The organism is Roseovarius marisflavi (genome assembly GCF_900142625.1).
GTDB lineage: Bacteria > Pseudomonadota > Alphaproteobacteria > Rhodobacterales > Rhodobacteraceae > Roseovarius > Roseovarius marisflavi.
Window position 1 is genome coordinate 11,984 of record NZ_FRBN01000001.1, and the last position, 15,885, is coordinate 27,868.

Below are 15,885 nucleotides of genomic sequence, written 5' to 3' on the forward strand. Positions count from 1 at the left end.
ATCATGCGTGAGAACTTGGGCAAAACTTTGGTAAATCCGTGTGCATTCCGGGGGTATTTACCACGATTGTCTCAGGTTGGCACCCTTGACCATTACGCGCCGCCATGCAGTTCTGTGCACAAAGCGGACACAAGCGGAGAGCCAAAGTGCAAAACCCCACATCCATCGACGCCGTGCAGGATATCCTGGCAGAGCAGAACTATATCTGCGGGCGCGGCCTTGGCACGGTCACTTTTCTGGCGCTCACCCTCGGGCGGCCGCTGTTTCTTGAGGGTGAGGCAGGGACCGGCAAGACCGAGATCGCCAAGGCCATCGCCGCCGCGCTGGGCCGCCGCCTGATCCGTTTGCAATGTTATGAGGGGCTCGATGTCTCAAGCGCGGTCTATGAATGGAACTTTGCCGAACAGATGATCGCCATCCGCACCGCCGAGGCCGCAGGTGGCGTGGATCGCGGCCACCTCAAGGATGAGCTCTTTACCGAGGAATACCTCGTCGAGCGCCCTCTCTTGCAGGCGATGCGCCCGCAGGCGGGCGGTGCACCGGTCCTTTTGGTCGACGAAATCGACCGCACCGACGAGCCGTTCGAAGCCTTTCTGCTCGAGGCCCTGTCGGATTTTCAGGTGACGATCCCCGAACTCGGTACAATCCATGCGCCCGAACCCCCGATCGTCATCCTGACCTCGAACCGCACCCGCGAGGTGCATGACGCTCTCAAGCGGCGCTGTCTCTATCACTGGGTCGATTACCCGACCTTTGACCGCGAGATCGAGATACTACAGGCCCGCGCCCCCGAGGCTGCCGATCAGCTCTCACGTGAGGTTGTAGCATTCGTCCAGGCCCTTCGCACCGAGGATCTGTTCAAAAAGCCCGGCGTTGCGGAAACCATCGACTGGGCGAAATGCCTGCTTGCCCTCGATGTCATAAGCCTCAGCCCCGAGGTGATCGCCGATACTCTGGGCGCGATCCTCAAGTATCAGGACGACATCCAGAAACTCCAGGGCTCCGAGGCCAAACGCATCCTTGATGACGTCAAGGCAAGCCTGGACCCGCACTGATGCTTCTTCTTGGCACAAATGCTCTCGGGGGGTGTGGGGGGCAGACAGCCCCCCATCGTGCACCATGAGCGAATATGCCCGGCTTGATCTGCCGGATGATCCCAAACTCACCCATAACATCACCCATTTTGCCCGCGCGCTGCGGGCCGCCGGGCTGCCGATTGGCACAGGCCGGGTGATTGACGCTATCCGCGCCGTGGCGGTGGCAGGCTTCACAAGCCGGACCGACTTTTTCTACACGCTGCGTGCCTGTCTGGTGACGCGGCCCGAACATCTGGTGGTCTTTGCCCAGATATTCCGGCTTTATTGGCGCGATCCGCGTTATGTCGAACACATGATGGCGATGATGCTGCCCGCCATTCGTGGTGTGCAAGAAGACCGTAGCGCGCAGGCCGCCGAAAAGCGCGCGGCCGAGGCGCTGCTTGACGGGATCAGTCGCGATGCCCCCGAGATAGAAGAGCAAGAAAGCGACGAGGTGCAAATCGAGATCGATGCCAGCGCCACCATGTCGGGCGAAGAACGCCTGCGCCAGCTTGATTTTGAGCAGATGAGCAACGCAGAGATGACCGCCGCCAAGCGCATGCTGGCGCGTCTGACCTTGCCGGTGGCGCCCTTTGCGTCGCGGCGCGGAGAAGCCAGCCCGCAGGGCCGCCAGATCGACGCCCGCCGCAGCCTGCGCGCCGCGCTGCGCCACGGCGGTGAGATGCGCCGCATCCACCGCAAAAAACCGCGTGAACGCTGGCCCAATCTGGTGGTGATTTGCGATATCTCCGGCTCGATGAGCCAATATAGCCGCATGGTCCTGCATTTCCTGCATGCGGTGGCCAATCAGAAAGGCGCAGGCTGGGCCAAGGTGCATGCCTTTACCTTTGGCACGCGGCTGACAAATATCACCCGGCAACTGGCGACGCGCGACGTCGATGCCGCACTTGCCGCCGCCGGGCGACAGGCGCAGGACTGGGAGGGCGGCACCAAGATCGGCGCCTGCCTGCATGAATTCAACCGGGACTGGTCGCGCCGGGTGATGGGGCAGGGCGCGGTTGTTCTCTTGATCACCGACGGCCTTGACCGCGATGCGCCCGAGGCGCTGGGCCATGAGATGGAGCGCCTGCATCTGTCGTCGCGACGGCTGATCTGGCTCAATCCGTTGTTGCGTTGGGAAGGCTTCGCGCCCAAGGCGCAAGGCATTCGCGCCATGCTGCCGCATGTGGATGCGTTCCGGGCGGGCCATTCCATCGCGACGCTGGAAGATCTGGCGCTGGCAATTTCGCGCCGCGATGATACTGGCGAAAAGGCCCGCCTCATGGCTGCGCTCTCGGAGGAGGGGTGAGATTTTCCGACGAAAAATCTTGGGGATGGGCGCGAGGTTTGTGCTAGATATGATCCCCGGAGGGAGAGGACGATGACCAGATTTGACGACATCCCCGAAACCGCGCTTGCCTGGCACCGCGCCGGCAAGGGCGCGGCTCTGGCAACGGTGGTCGAAACCTGGGGCAGCGCGCCGCGCCGGGTCGGCAGCCAGCTTGCGATTTCCGGCGCGGGCGAGATTGCCGGCTCGGTCTCCGGCGGCTGTGTCGAGGGCGCAGTCGTCGCCGAGGCGCTGGACGCGATTGAGGACGGCAAGCCGGTGATGCTTGAATATGGCGTCACTGACGGCGATGCCTTTGCGGTTGGCCTCGCCTGTGGCGGCACCATCCGGGTGCTGGTCGAGCCGGTCGGCTCGGTCCTGCCCGAACCGCTTTTGGCAGATCTCGTTCTGGCACGCGACGCGCGCGTGCCGGTGGCCTATGTCACCGGGATGACCGCCATACGGAGGCTTGAGCGCGAGGGCCACGGCGAACGCTTTCGCATGGACCGCTCGGGCTTTGAAGAGGATGGCGAAACCTTCGTGGCCATCCACAACCCGCCGCTGCGCCTGATCATAGTCGGTGCGGTGCATATCGCCCAGGCCCTTGTGCCGATGGCGCGGATCGCGGGCTATGACCCGCTGTTGATCGACCCGCGCGAAAGCTTTGCCTCCGAGGCGCGCTTTCCCGGTGAAACCATCCTGCACGAGTGGCCCGACGAGGCGGTGCAGGCCTATGGCCTCGATAGCCGCACGGCGCTTGTTCTGCTGACCCATGACCCCAAGCTTGACGATCCGGCTCTCGCCGAGGCGCTGCGCTCGGATATATTCTATATCGGCGCGCTCGGGTCGACCCGCACCCATGCCAAGCGGGTGGAACGCCTTGAGCAGGCCGGGTTTTCCAAGCATGAAATCGCGCGCATTCACGGTCCCATCGGGCTTGATATCGGCGCGGCGGGCCCGGCCGAGATTGCCGTGGCGGTGCTGGCGGAAATCACCCGTGTTCTAAGGCTCGGCGCGTGAAGTTCGGCCCCGTTCCGATTGATCAGGCGATCGGCGCGATCCTTGCCCATTCCGAGCAATTGCCGGACGGGCGCTTGCGCAAGGGCGTGGTGCTTGACGGCGATCACCTCAAAGTCCTGCGCGCGGCGGGGTTTGACGAGGTCACCGTGGCGCGCCTTGAACCGGGCGATCTGCACGAAGACGCCGCCGCCGCAGAACTGGCGCGCGCGCTTTTGGGGCAGGGCCGCGATATCCACCTCAGCGCGCCCTTTACCGGGCGGGTGAACCTCAGTGCCGAGCGCCCCGGCGTGGTGCGTCTTGACGCCGACAAGATCAACGCTGCCAATGCGGTTGACCCGATGATCACCGTCGCCACCGTGCCAGATTTTCATCAAATCCGGACAGGCGGCATGATCGCCACGGTCAAGATCATCGCCTATGGCGTGCCCGTTGCGGCGCTTGCGCGCGCCGCAGACCTTGCGCGCGACGCGGTGCGGCTGGTGCAGGCAAAGCACAGAACCGCCAGCCTGATCGTCACCGATATTCCCGGCGGCCCCGGCACCAAGGGCGCCGAGGCGATTGCCGCGCGGGTGACCGGCCTTGGAATGGAGCTGATCGAGACCCGGACCTGCGCCCATGACGCCACCGCCCTCGCACAGGATATCGCCGCCGCCAGGGGCGATATCGTGCTTATTCTCACGGCCTCGGCCACCTCTGATCCGTTCGATACCGCGCCGCAGGCGCTGCGGCTTGCGGGCGGAACGGTGACGCGCTTTGGCATGCCGGTCGATCCCGGAAACCTTTTGTTTCTCGGCGATCTGCGCGGCACCCCGGTGATCGGCCTGCCCGGAAGTGCCCGCAGCCCGGTGTTGCATGGCGCCGATTGGGTGCTGTCGCGGGTCGCCTGCGGCCTGTCGGTGGGATCGGCGGAAATGGCGGCGATGGGGGTGGGGGGCCTTCTCAAGGAAATCCCGACCCGTCCGCAACCGCGCCGTGCCGGGCGCGACTGAATTTCAAGAATTTGGGTTCTCAAGTTGCGGAGGGCATGCTTTAGTCGGACTGGACAGTCAGGCCGATCCTACTAAGGTCTGATCTGGAGAAAAGATAAATACCAACGGGAGGTGCCAATGCCACAGGTCAACATGACCGTGAATGGCAAGTCCGCGTCGGGCCAGATTGAAGGCCGGACGCTGCTTGTCGAATTTCTGCGAGAAACCCTTGGACTGACCGGCACGCATGTCGGCTGTGACACAAGCCAGTGTGGCGCCTGCGTGGTGCATGTGGATGGCAAGGCGGTCAAGGCCTGCACCATGTTCGCCGCCGAGGCCGAGGGCGCCGAGGTTCTCACGATTGAGAGCATGGCCGCGCCCGATGGCACGCTCAACACCATCCAGCAGGCGTTTCAGGATCATCACGGATTGCAATGCGGGTTCTGTACGCCGGGCATGGTGATGTCTGCGGCGGCTCTTCTCAAGGACAACCCCAAGCCGACCGAGGCCGAGGTGCGTGATTACCTTGAGGGCAATATCTGCCGCTGCACCGGCTATCACAACATCGTCAAGGCGATCCTGGCCGCATCCGGCCAGGACGTCAGCGCAATCGCTGCCGAATGATGCGTAGGGTGGGTGAAACCCACGCCGCGTTCATCACACGGACCCCAAGGGAGGATTAAGACATGCCCAAAGACGGAGGCATTGGCGCCAGCACGAAGCGCCGCGAGGACGTCCGGTTTCTGACCGGAAACGGCAATTACACCGATGACATCAACCTGCACGGTCAGGCCTATGTGCATTTCCTGCGCTCGGACGTGGCACACGGGCTAATCAACAAGGTCGACACCGAGGCGGCCTCGGCCATGCCCGGCGTGCTGCGCATCTTTACCGGTGCGGATTTCGAGGGCGTCGGCGGCATTCCCTGCGGCTGGCAGGTCACCGACCGCTTTGGCGAGGTGATGCAGGAGCCGGCCCATCCGGTTCTGGCCCAGGGCAAGGTGCGACATGTCGGTGATCCGATTGCCGCGATCGTTGCCGAAACCTATGCCCAGGCCCGCGATGCGGCCGAGGCCATCGAATATGACATCGACGAATTGCCCGCCGTCGTGAACATGAAGGACGCCCTCAAGGAGGGCGCGCCGAAGGTGCATGACGATCTCAAGAGTAACCTTTGCTATGACTGGGGATTTGTCGAAGAGAACAAGGGCGCGGTGAACGAGGCCTTCGAGAAGGCCGCGCATGTCACCACGCTTGAACTGGTCAACAACCGGCTGATCGCCAACCCGATGGAGCCGCGCGTGGCGGTGGGTGATTTCAACCGCTCGACCGGCGATCACACGCTTTACACCACCTCGCAGAACCCGCATGTGATCCGCCTGCTGATGGGCGCCTTTGTGCTTGGCATTCCCGAACATAAATTGCGCGTGGTCTCGCCCGATGTGGGCGGCGGCTTTGGCACCAAGATTTTCCACTATGCCGAAGAGGCGTTCTGTACCTTTGCCGCCAAGGCGCTCAACCGCCCGGTGAAATGGACAAGCACGCGCTCCGAGGCGTTCATGTCCGACGCGCATGGGCGCGATCACGTCACCAAGATCGAGCTGGCGCTGGACAAGGACAACAACTTTACCGCGCTGCGCACCGATACCCATGCCAATATGGGGGCGTATCTGTCGACCTTCGCGCCCTCGGTGCCGACATGGCTGCATGGCACTCTGATGGCGGGCAATTACAAGACGCCGCTGATCTATGTGAACGTCAAGGCGGTCTTTACCAACACAGTTCCGGTCGATGCCTATCGCGGCGCCGGGCGCCCCGAGGCGACGTTCCAGCTTGAGCGCGTGATCGACAAGGCGGCGCGCGAGTTGGGCGTTGACCCCATCGCCCTGCGCCGTCAGAACTTTATCACCGAGTTCCCCTATGCCACGCCCGTGGCGGTGGAATATGACACCGGCGATTACCATGCCACCATGGACAAGCTGCAAGAGATCGGTGATCTCAGCGGTTTTGAGGCGCGCCGCAAGGCGAGCGAGGCCAAAGGCAAGCTGCGCGGTCTTGGCATCAACTGCTACATCGAGGCCTGCGGCATCGCGCCCAGCAACCTTGTCGGCCAGTTGGGCGCGCGCGCGGGCCTTTATGAATCCGCCACGGTGCGGGTGAATGCCACCGGCGGTCTTGTGGTCATGACCGGAAGCCACAGCCACGGACAGGGCCATGAAACCGCCTTTCCGCAGGTGATTGCCGAGATGATCGGGATTGACGCCAGCATGGTCGAGATTATCCACGGCGACACCAACAACGGGCCGATGGGCATGGGCACCTATGGCTCTCGCTCGCTCGCCGTGGGCGGAAGCGCGATGGTGCGCGCCACCGAGAAGATCATCAACAAGGCCAAGAAGATCGCGGCGCATTTGATGGAGGCCAGCGAGGCCGATATCGAACTTAAGGACGGCGCGTTCAGCGTTGCGGGCACGGATAAATCCGTCGCCTGGGGCGATGTCACGCTGGCGGCCTATGTGCCGCACAACTATCCGCTTGAGGATATCGAGCCGGGCCTTGAGGAAACCGCGTTTTACGATCCGTCGAACTTTACCTACCCCTCGGGCGCCTATGCCTGCGAGGTCGAGGTTGATCCCGAGACCGGGCGCGTCACCATCGAGCGGTTCTCGGCGGCAGATGACTTTGGCAATATCGTCAACCCGATGATCGTGTCCGGCCAGGTGCATGGCGGCATCGGTCAGGGCATCGGACAGGCCCTGCTTGAGGCCTGCGCCTATGACGAGAACGGCCAGTTGCAAACCGGATCCTACATGGATTACGCGATGCCGCGCGCCGATGATGTGCCGTTCTATACGGTCGATCACTCCTGTCAGACGCCCTGTACCCACAATCCCTTGGGTGTGAAGGGCTGCGGCGAGGCGGGGGCCATCGGCAGCCCGCCTGCGGTGGTCAATGCGGTGATCGACGCGCTGCAATCTGGTGGCAAGAACGTAACCCATATCGACATGCCCCTCAGCCCCTCGCGGGTCTGGGCAGCGATGCAAGGGTAAGGAGAGACAGCATGTATGCATTTGATATCGAACGTCCGACCACCATCGGCGATGCGGTGAGCGCCCTTGGCCATGAAGAGGCGCAGGCGCTTGGCGGCGGGCAGACCCTTATCCCGACGCTGAAACAGCGCCTTGCGGCGCCGGCCAAACTTGTCAGCCTGACCGGGATTTCCGAGATGAAGGGGATCTGTACGACCGATGACGGCAGCCTTTGCATTGGCGGTGGTACATGCCATGCCGATGTCGCGGCGGGCGCCGGGGCCTATCCCGCGCTTGCCGATCTTGCCGGTCACATCGGCGACCCGGCGGTGCGCAATCGCGGCACCATCGGCGGCAGCCTGGCCAATAATGACCCCTCGGCCTGTTATCCGTCGGCGGTTCTTGGCTCTGGCGCGACAATCATCACCAGCAATCGCGAGATCGCGGCGGATGATTTCTTTGACGGGCTGTTCACCACGGCGCTTGAGGATGGCGAGATCATCACCGAGGTGCGCTTTCCGGTGCCCGAAAAGGCCAGCTATCAGAAGTTCGAGCAACCCGCCTCGCGCTTCGCGCTTGTCGGGGTGTTTGTCGCCAAATACGCCGACGGCGTGCGCGTGGCGGTGACCGGCGCGTCCGAGGGCGGCGTGTTCCGCTGGTCTGAGGCCGAGGCCGCGCTGAGCGCGAATTTCGCCCCCGAGGCGATTGAGGAACTAAGCGTTGATGGATCGGGCATGATCAGCGATCTGCACGGATCGGGCGATTACCGCGCCCATCTTGTGACGGTGATGACCCGGCGCGCGGTGGCGGCTGCGCACTGATCCTGAACGCCATGCGAAGCGATTGGAATGGCGGGCCTTTACGGGCCTGCCATTTTTCATGGGCGGTGCTGTATCATGGGGCGCGGGCGGGACGCCTCCGGCGGGAGTATTTGTGCCAAGAAGAAGGGGTGTCAGGGGGCTGCCGGGGTCAGCGTGGTGATGCCCACGGCAGCGGCGCGCGCCAGGCCCTCGTCAAGCGACATCGGGATATATTCGCCGCGCCGCCAGAGTTGCGAGAGGTCATCGTAATGGCGGCTGAGGAAATGGCCCGACTGGCCGGTGGCGATGACGAACACGCTGCTGTCGGGATCGGCGAAGTCATAGACCCCGCGGTAGCCGGCGCCGTGCACGTTCTGGAACGGATCGGGCCCGTCGCCGCCGCGTGTGCGCCCGCGCAACAGGGTGTTGTCGCCCCCCGAGGTGGATTGGCGGATGTTCACGAAATAGCGCAGGAGTGGCACTTCGCCGAGGACCTGATGGTCATGGGTGGCCTGATGTGCGTCGCCCCATCGCAGGCTTTCCAGCGAGGTGCCATAGCGCTCTGATATCCAGATCAGCGCGTCGTCAAGTGCCATGCGCGCGATATCGGTGCAGGTCTCAATCGGCGAGGATTGCTTGACATCGCACCAGGCCGAAGCGCCATCGGCATTGCGGAACACGCGCTCGATAAAGACCGGGTCAGGGTGGTCAAACTCATAAGCCAGGGGGCCGAGATCATCGCGGATCAGCCGATTTTGAAGCGCGCGCATCCAGGCGGCGTAAATCAGCGGCTCGGGCAGGTGTTCGTTCATCTCGCCGTTCCACTCTGCCAAAAGCGTCAACGCGCGTTGGCGCAGGCGCTCTGGTGTGCCCTCGGGGGCGGCCTCGCCGGTGAACCACAGATCGGCACCGATCAGGGGTAGAAGCGAGCGGGCGGTAAAGCTTACGTTGTCAAGCTGGGCCTCGATAAAGCTGTCGCGGGTATGCACCTCGCGGTTCTGCATCAGGCGTCGCCAGCGGTGCACGCGCTGTGTGTCGCCCCACAGAAAGCTCATGTGAAGCGGGAAGGGCCGGTCAACCACCTTGTTGTTGGTGTTGCCGAGGATCCCGCCCTGAGGGGCAATGAATTCGGGGTGGGCGGCATAGGCCAGCATCCCCTGCCAGCGGTTTTCCGGCAACCAGCCACGGCTTGGCATGCGGCCCTGGCTTTCGTGACGCGCATCGCGGCGCGGCATTGCGCCGATGGACTTAAGAGCGATCACCTCTTGATCGACAAGCGTCAGGTTCTGCGAGGGCGCCACGAAAAGCCGCCCGGCCTCGATCCCCTGATCCACCGATTGCGCCCGCATCAGCGCCATTGCGGCGGTCATCGTCGTGTCCTGCGCGCTCAGTGCGGTCCAGCTCAGGGCGGCGACATGACCGGCGGGGGTGACCTCGGCGAGGTCATAGTGGCTGCCGGGCAGGATCGGGCCATTGTCGGACCAGCGCAGGGTCAGCGTGACCGGGGCCTCGTCCTTGATCTGGATGATCGAGCGCGAGGTGCGGAACGGTTTGTACCCGTCAGGCGTGCGATATTCCGACGGGTTGGCCGGGTTGAGCTCTTCGATGAACAGGTCCTGATCATCCATGTAGGACGAGGTCACGCCCCAGCCCAAGCGCGCGCTGCGTCCGGTCAGGACCACCGGAATGCCCGGAATGGTGCCGCCGATCACGCCACCGGAGCGCAACTCAAGCCGGGCCAGATACCAGATGCCGGGGGCTGAAAACCCCAGATGCGGATCATTGGCCAAGAGAGTGCCCCCCGAGGTCGAGCGCGCAGGCGCAGCAGCAAAGGCGTTCGAGGCCCCGGCAAAGGCGCGCTTGTTGAACGGCGACAGCGGGTCTTTGGGCGCGGTCTCGGCGCGGGCCACGCGCCGCCAGCTCTCGGCCGGGAACAGAGCGGCATAACCGGGCAGGGCGGCGATCCCGCTTCCGGGGGCGAGCGGCATGATATCGTCAAGCCGTGCCGCGTCTTCAAGCGCCAGTGAGGAGCGCGCAAACAGCACCTCGTTTTCAAGATGCGACGACAGTTGCACGGCCAGCAATTTGATCAGGGCAATGGAATCGGCCGGCTGCCAGGGCGAAATCGGTGCGTTGAAAAGGAACTGTTCCGGCGCGCCGCGGCCAAGGGCGGAGGCGTTGATTTCGGCCAGCCGTGCATTAACGCCCGCGGAATAGGCCTTGAGCGCGGCGAGGGTTTGCGCATCCTGCACCTCGACCGACTGGCGCGCCTGCGTGTAAAGATCAAAGCGGCGCAGCACCTTGTCGATGTTGAGCGTGCGCGCGCCGAACACTTCTGAGAGGCGGCCCTGAGCCGTGCGGCGCATTATCATCATCTGCCAGAGGCGATCCTGGGCATGGGCATAGCCGAGCCCGAAAAACGTATCCGCGTCGGTGGTACCAAAGATATGCGGAACATTGGCATTGTTGCGCACGATCTCGACCGGGGCGCTCAGGCCACTTACCGTGAGGTGCCTGTCATAATCGGGCAAGGAGCGCGACAACAAGAAATAGGCTCCGCTCAAAACCAGCAGCGCCAGAAGGACGGCCCCGCCCGCAAGGCGCAATAACCACTTCATAACCTGTGACATGCCTGTCGCCCGTCCTATTTTCCACTTGCATCAGGCTTTGGGGATAGTCAGAAATCCGGGGCGAGACAATGGGAGAGGAAAGACAATGACGAAACTGGCGTTTCTTGGGCTCGGTGTGATGGGCTATCCGATGGCGGGGCATTTGCAGGCGGCTGGCCACGATGTCTGCGTCTATAACCGCACGGCGGCAAAAGCCGATAAATGGGCGGCCGAGCATGGCGGCTCGCATGCCGCGACCCCGCGCGAGGCGGCGGAAGGCGCGGATTTCGTGATGGCCTGCGTCGGCAATGACGATGATCTGCGCGGCGTTTGTCTTGGGCCGGACGGGGCTTTTGCGGGTATGAAGGCCGGGGCCACATTTGTCGATCACACCACGGTGTCGGCGAAGGTCACGACCGAGCTTTACGCCGCGGCCAAGGCGGCGGGGCTGAACTTTGTCGATGCGCCGATTTCCGGTGGTCAGGCAGGGGCCGAAAACGGCCAGCTCTCGATCATGTGTGGCGGCGATCAGGGCGCCTATGACGCGGCCGAGCCGGTGATGAACACCTATGCCAAGCTGTGCCGCCGGATCGGCGAGAGTGGCGCCGGTCAGATGACCAAGATGTGCAACCAGATTGCCATTGCCGGTCTGGTTCAGGGGCTCAGCGAAGCGCTGCATTTCGCCGACAAGGCCGGTCTTGACGGGCGTGCCGTGGTCGAGGTGATCAGCCAGGGCGCCGCCGGCAGCTGGCAGATGTCGAACCGCTACGAGACGATGATCGACGACAAGTTCGAGCATGGCTTTGCCGTCGACTGGATGCGCAAGGATCTGGGCATCTGCCTGAGCACGGCGGATGAAACCGGCGCCAGCCTGCCGGTCACGGCGCTTGTGGATCAGTTCTACAAGGATGTGCAGAACATGGGCGGCGGGCGTTGGGATACCTCAAGCCTGTTCAAACGCCTGAGCAAACTCGGCTAAAGCAGCAACGGAGGCCGCTCTTCCTCCCGGTTGGGCGGCCTCGCTTCGGGCCAGCGTCACGCGATGTGGCGCTCTCCCTTGAGCCATTTCACGGTATCGGCATAATCCAGCGCCAGTGAAAACAGATCAACCGCAAGCAGGACCATAAGGTAACGCGCATATCCCGGCGCGAGATCGCCCTTTGCCAAAAGCCACAGGATCAGCACGACAAGCGGCGTCCAGATCAGCACATGCGGCAGGGCCATCATCTTTGAAAACCCGCGCTCAACCAGCATGATCACCCCATTCAAAAGCATCGCCCCGACAGCCATGACCGCCACCCAGGCCCCCATCGGCGCCCCCAAAAACACCAGCGAGGCGGCATTCACCGGCACAAGGATAAGCGCGACCCAAAGCTGCACCCAAATGGGCAGGCGCCGATAGCTTTGCCAAATGTCCAAAATCATGTGATTCCCAATTCGGTTAGTGTTTGCGGCAGGCCCCTTGGAAATGAGTATTTCAGGGAAAGATGAAAGGAGGCAACATGTCTTTCACCGTTCTGAAAATACTCAAATTCGACATTTGTCTCATAGCTCTCAGGCGTCTTTCGGGCGCAGCATCAGCCAGATCAGCGCGCCGCCCGCCAGAACCAGAAACGGCGCCATGGCGAGATTGACCGCTGTCCAGCCGGTCTGAGCATCACCGCCCGAGCAGTTCATCAAGCCGCCAGAGGCAAGAGAGGCGAAGGTTACGCCGCCGAAGACCAGAAGGTCGTTCAGCCCCTGCATCCGGCCGCGCTCGTGCGGGGCGTGGGCTCCGGCAAGCATGGTCGTGGCCCCGATAAAGCCGAAGTTCCAGCCAAGCCCAAGCAGGATCAATGCGCCGAAGAAGTTGCCGATCTCGATGCCCTGCAAGGCCACGGCACCGGCAGCGGCCAGGATCAAAAGGCCGGTCGCCACGATCCTCTCGACGCCAAAGCGCGCGATCAGATGGCCTGTGAAGAAGGACGGTACATACATCGCCAGCACATGGGCCGTGACAATATCAGCGGCATGGTTTTCGGTAAAACCACAGCCGACCACCGCCAGCGGGGTCGACGTCATCACCAGGTTCATCAGCGCGTAGGCCACCATTGCACAGATCACGGCGACGGCGATGCGTGGTGTTCTGAGCAATTCCATCCGGGTACGCCCGCGCGGTGCGTCCACTGACGGCACCGGCGGCCTGGGAATATCCAGCAGCAGAAACAAGAACGCGCCGCCAAGGTTCAGCGCAATCACCGCAAGATAGGTGCCGAGAAACGGAATCACCATCGCCTGCGAGGTGATCTTGACAAGTTGCGGGCCGATAATGGCGCTCAGCAACCCGCCCGCCATCACGTAAGAGATCGCCTTGGGGCGAAAGCCGTCGCTGGCCGTGTCGGCAGCGGCAAAGCGGTAAAACCCCTGTGCTGACATATAGGTGCCGGTGATCAGGCTTCCGAAAAGGAAGAGTGGAAACGACGCGACATAAAGGCCATAGGCCCCAATTGCCCCTCCGATTGCGCCAGCCCCTGCGCCAAGCATAAAGCCGGCGCGGCGCCCGTAGGTCTGCATCAGGTGCGAAACCGGCGTTGCCGAGAGCATCGAGCCGAGGACGATCAGCGAAATCGGCAGGGTGGCAAAACAGATATTGGTGGCCAAGGATTGCCCGGCCAAGCCGGCCACGACAAATATCATCGGCATCTGCGCGCCAAGAACCGCTTGTGCAGCGACCAGAACGGCAACATTGCGCCGGGCGCGGCTATCGTCGGGCATGAGGGCGGCATCAGTCATGGGCAAAGTGCTAGACCGCGTGCGCATGCGCCGCAAGCGCAATTAACGCCGGTCGATCAGATGCGCGAACGAGCCACTGACCCGGCTGTGCTTCAATCCCATATCGGGCAGGGCGGTGCCCTCGGCGTCCTGAGCGGCAAACAGCGGCGGCCCTTCGGCGCGCAGGGTGCTGGCGTAATGAAATTCATGCCCGGCCCATGCGCCGCGAAACGGCCCGTCAGGGGCGGTGAGCCGCCGGTATCCCAGGTGCAGTTTGCGTGTGGCAAAACTGGTCTCAAGCGGCAAGAGGCCTGCCATGGCGTGGCGCGTGCCGTCCGCGTCGATCAGGCCCTCACCAAGGGTCATGTATCCGCCGCATTCTCCATAAATATCAGAGTTTTGCGCGGAGATCCTCAGGCTTTGCATGAAGGTGTGAGCGTTGCTCAGCCGCCCGGCATGCAGCTCGGGATAGCCGCCGGGCAGAAACACGAAACCGGCGTCGGGCACCGGCTCATCTTCGAGTGGCGAGAACATGCGAAGCTCTGCGCCCGCCGCGCGCCAATCGCCCAGCATATGCGGGTAGGCAAAGCCAAAGGCGCGGTCCTGTGCCACGGCAATCACCTGCGCGGGTGGCACAAGGCGGGCGGCTTTGCCGGGGGCGGGCAAGGGTGCGGCAAGCGCCAAAATCGCATTGCGATCAAGCGTGGCACCAAGCGCATCCGCCGCCGTGTTCAGGAAAGCCTCAAGATCGGCGCGCTCTGAGGCCTGCACCAATCCAAGGTGGCGCGAGGGCTGCGCGAGGTCGGGGCTGCGGCGCAGGGCTGCCAGAACCGGCAGGCCTAGCGGGGCGAGCGCGCGGCGCAACATTGCCTCGTGGCGCTCGGAGCCGACATTGTTGAGAATGACCCCGGCCACGCGCACGGAGGCATCATACCCGGCAAATCCGGCCACCAGCGGGGCGACAGAACCGGCCATTCGCCCGGCATCGACCACAAGCACCACCGGAAGCGACATTTTGCGCGCAAGGTCGGCCACCGCGCCGCGCCCGTCGGGCGCGGCGCCGTCAAACAGACCCATCGCGCCTTCGATGATCAAAAGACCGTCGCCTGCGGCCAGATCGGCAAGCCGCTCAGGTGACATGGCCCAGGCATCAAGATTGGGGCAGGGCGCGCCACAGGCGGCCTCGTGAAAGCGGGGGTCGATGTAATCGGGGCCGGATTTGGCACCGCGCACCGCCAGCCCCTCGCGGGACAAAAGCCGCAAAAGCGCCAGCGTCACGGTTGTCTTGCCCGCACCCGACGAGGGCGCGGCCAGGATCAGCCCGGGCATGAAACCTCGGCCGGGAGGCCACGCCCCAGAGGATCAAGGTCGCGCGGTGCCGCGCCTGCCATCATGCCTTGCCAGTCAAGCACCTGACGCATCAGGACAGAGCGCCCGACGCAGAGGATCGCCGGCGGCTCCATCCCGCTGGCCTCGATATCGGCGGCCATCTGGCCGAGGGTGGTTTCAAGCACTTTTTGGTCCGGGGTGGTGGCCGAGGACACCACCGCGCAAGGCTCATCCGCGGGGCGGCCCGCGGCGAGCAACGAGGCAGTGATCTGGGCTGCGTGCTTCATGCCCATGTAGATCACGAGGACCTGGCTACCCTTGGCGATGGCCTGCCAGTCGAGCGAACAGGGGGTTTCGCCGGATTGATCATGGCCGGTGACAAAGGTCACCGACTGGTTGACGTCGCGATGGGTCACCGGGATGCCGGCATAGGCCAGACCGCCGATGCCCGCGCTGATGCCGGGGATGATGCGCACCGGCACGCCATGTTGCACCAGGGTTTGCGCCTCTTCGCCGCCACGCCCGAAGACAAACGGATCGCCGCCCTTGAGGCGCAGCACCTTGTGACCGGCGCGTGCCAGATCGACGAGTTGCAAAGAGATGTCGCGCTGTTTCGCCGAGGGCTTGCCGCCGCGTTTGCCCGCATAGATGTGGCGGGCCTGCGGGGCCCAGGCTAGAATATCCTGCTGCACCAGGGCGTCATAGATCACCACATCGGCCTGATTGAGCGCATTGAGCGCATGCAGCGTCAAAAGCCCCGGATCACCGGGGCCTGCGCCGCAAAGCCAGACCCAGCCGGGTTTGAGTTCGGGCCAGTCATGCCCGGCAAGGCGGGCGGGAAAAGAGGGGTGCGAGTCGGTCATGCCTCTATATGCCGCGAGTCTGCCCGGGGGAAAAGGTGGCAAGCGACGCAACACCGGGTGAAGAGCGACATGATCACACTTCACGCGCTCCGCATGCGGACAGCTGAGGAGCC

Annotated in this window: 13 protein-coding genes; 8 read left to right on the forward strand and 5 right to left on the reverse strand. The window is 63.5% G+C overall.

Annotation, left to right across the window (positions count from 1 at the left end; all coding sequences use genetic code 11):
• Positions 1 to 146 precede the first annotated feature (146 nt).
• The 7 genes from BUB78_RS00065 to BUB78_RS00095 all read left to right on the forward strand — a co-directional run bounded on the left by BUB78_RS00065 (position 147) and on the right by BUB78_RS00095 (position 8,241).
• Complete coding sequence (locus tag BUB78_RS00065; RefSeq protein WP_139279214.1) at positions 147 to 1,055, forward strand: AAA family ATPase; 909 nt, start codon at positions 147 to 149, stop codon at positions 1,053 to 1,055.
• Between the two features lie 64 nt (positions 1,056 to 1,119).
• A complete protein-coding gene (locus BUB78_RS00070) occupies positions 1,120 to 2,385 on the forward strand; it encodes a vWA domain-containing protein (protein WP_073193898.1) in 1,266 nt (421 codons plus the stop codon).
• Positions 2,386 to 2,457: 72 nt separating this feature from the next.
• A complete protein-coding gene (locus BUB78_RS00075; protein WP_073193899.1) occupies positions 2,458 to 3,423 on the forward strand; it encodes an XdhC family protein in 966 nt (321 codons plus the stop codon).
• On the forward strand, positions 3,420 to 4,412 hold the full coding sequence (locus tag BUB78_RS00080) for a molybdopterin-binding protein (RefSeq protein ID WP_073193900.1): 993 nt from the start codon (positions 3,420 to 3,422) through the stop codon (positions 4,410 to 4,412). The genes BUB78_RS00075 and BUB78_RS00080 overlap by 4 nt, the downstream gene beginning before the upstream one ends.
• Positions 4,413 to 4,529: 117 nt before the next feature.
• Complete coding sequence (locus BUB78_RS00085) at positions 4,530 to 5,015, forward strand: (2Fe-2S)-binding protein (RefSeq protein ID WP_073193901.1); 486 nt, start codon at positions 4,530 to 4,532, stop codon at positions 5,013 to 5,015.
• Between the two features lie 62 nt (positions 5,016 to 5,077).
• Positions 5,078 to 7,441, forward strand: coding sequence for a xanthine dehydrogenase family protein molybdopterin-binding subunit (locus BUB78_RS00090; RefSeq protein ID WP_073193902.1), 2,364 nt, complete (start codon positions 5,078 to 5,080; stop codon positions 7,439 to 7,441).
• A gap of 11 nt (positions 7,442 to 7,452) precedes the next feature.
• Positions 7,453 to 8,241 carry an FAD binding domain-containing protein gene (locus tag BUB78_RS00095; RefSeq protein ID WP_073193903.1) on the forward strand — a complete coding sequence of 263 codons (789 nt, stop codon included), beginning with the start codon at positions 7,453 to 7,455 and terminating at the stop codon, positions 8,239 to 8,241.
• Positions 8,242 to 8,372: 131 nt separating this feature from the next.
• Here the strand turns inward: BUB78_RS00095 and BUB78_RS00100 are convergent, their stop codons facing one another.
• Positions 8,373 to 10,850 (reverse strand): penicillin acylase family protein, encoded by a 2,478-nt coding sequence (locus BUB78_RS00100; RefSeq protein WP_073193904.1) that lies wholly within the window; start codon positions 10,848 to 10,850, stop codon positions 8,373 to 8,375.
• Between BUB78_RS00100 and BUB78_RS00105 the strand changes: the two genes are divergently transcribed.
• Positions 10,849 to 11,808 carry an NAD(P)-dependent oxidoreductase gene (locus tag BUB78_RS00105; RefSeq protein ID WP_281248822.1) on the forward strand — a complete coding sequence of 320 codons (960 nt, stop codon included), beginning with the start codon at positions 10,849 to 10,851 and terminating at the stop codon, positions 11,806 to 11,808. The genes BUB78_RS00100 and BUB78_RS00105 overlap by 2 nt on opposite strands.
• A 56-nt stretch (positions 11,809 to 11,864) precedes the next feature.
• On the opposite strand, the gene BUB78_RS00110 is transcribed toward BUB78_RS00105, so the two are convergent.
• From BUB78_RS00110 to cobA, 4 genes are all read right to left on the reverse strand, one after another.
• Positions 11,865 to 12,254 (reverse strand): hypothetical protein, encoded by a 390-nt coding sequence (locus BUB78_RS00110; protein ID WP_073193906.1) that lies wholly within the window; start codon positions 12,252 to 12,254, stop codon positions 11,865 to 11,867.
• 129 nt (positions 12,255 to 12,383) lie between these two features.
• Positions 12,384 to 13,601: an MFS transporter gene (locus BUB78_RS00115; protein WP_073193907.1), complete on the reverse strand. Its 1,218-nt coding sequence runs from the start codon at positions 13,599 to 13,601 to the stop codon at positions 12,384 to 12,386.
• Positions 13,602 to 13,643: 42 nt separating this feature from the next.
• Positions 13,644 to 14,909, reverse strand: a complete 1,266-nt coding sequence (locus tag BUB78_RS00120) for a cobyrinic acid a,c-diamide synthase CobB (RefSeq protein WP_073193908.1) — start codon at positions 14,907 to 14,909, stop codon at positions 13,644 to 13,646.
• On the reverse strand, positions 14,897 to 15,772 hold the full coding sequence (gene cobA, locus BUB78_RS00125) for a uroporphyrinogen-III C-methyltransferase (RefSeq protein WP_073193909.1): 876 nt from the start codon (positions 15,770 to 15,772) through the stop codon (positions 14,897 to 14,899). The genes BUB78_RS00120 and cobA overlap by 13 nt, the downstream gene beginning before the upstream one ends.
• Between the last annotated feature and the right edge of the window lie 113 nt (positions 15,773 to 15,885).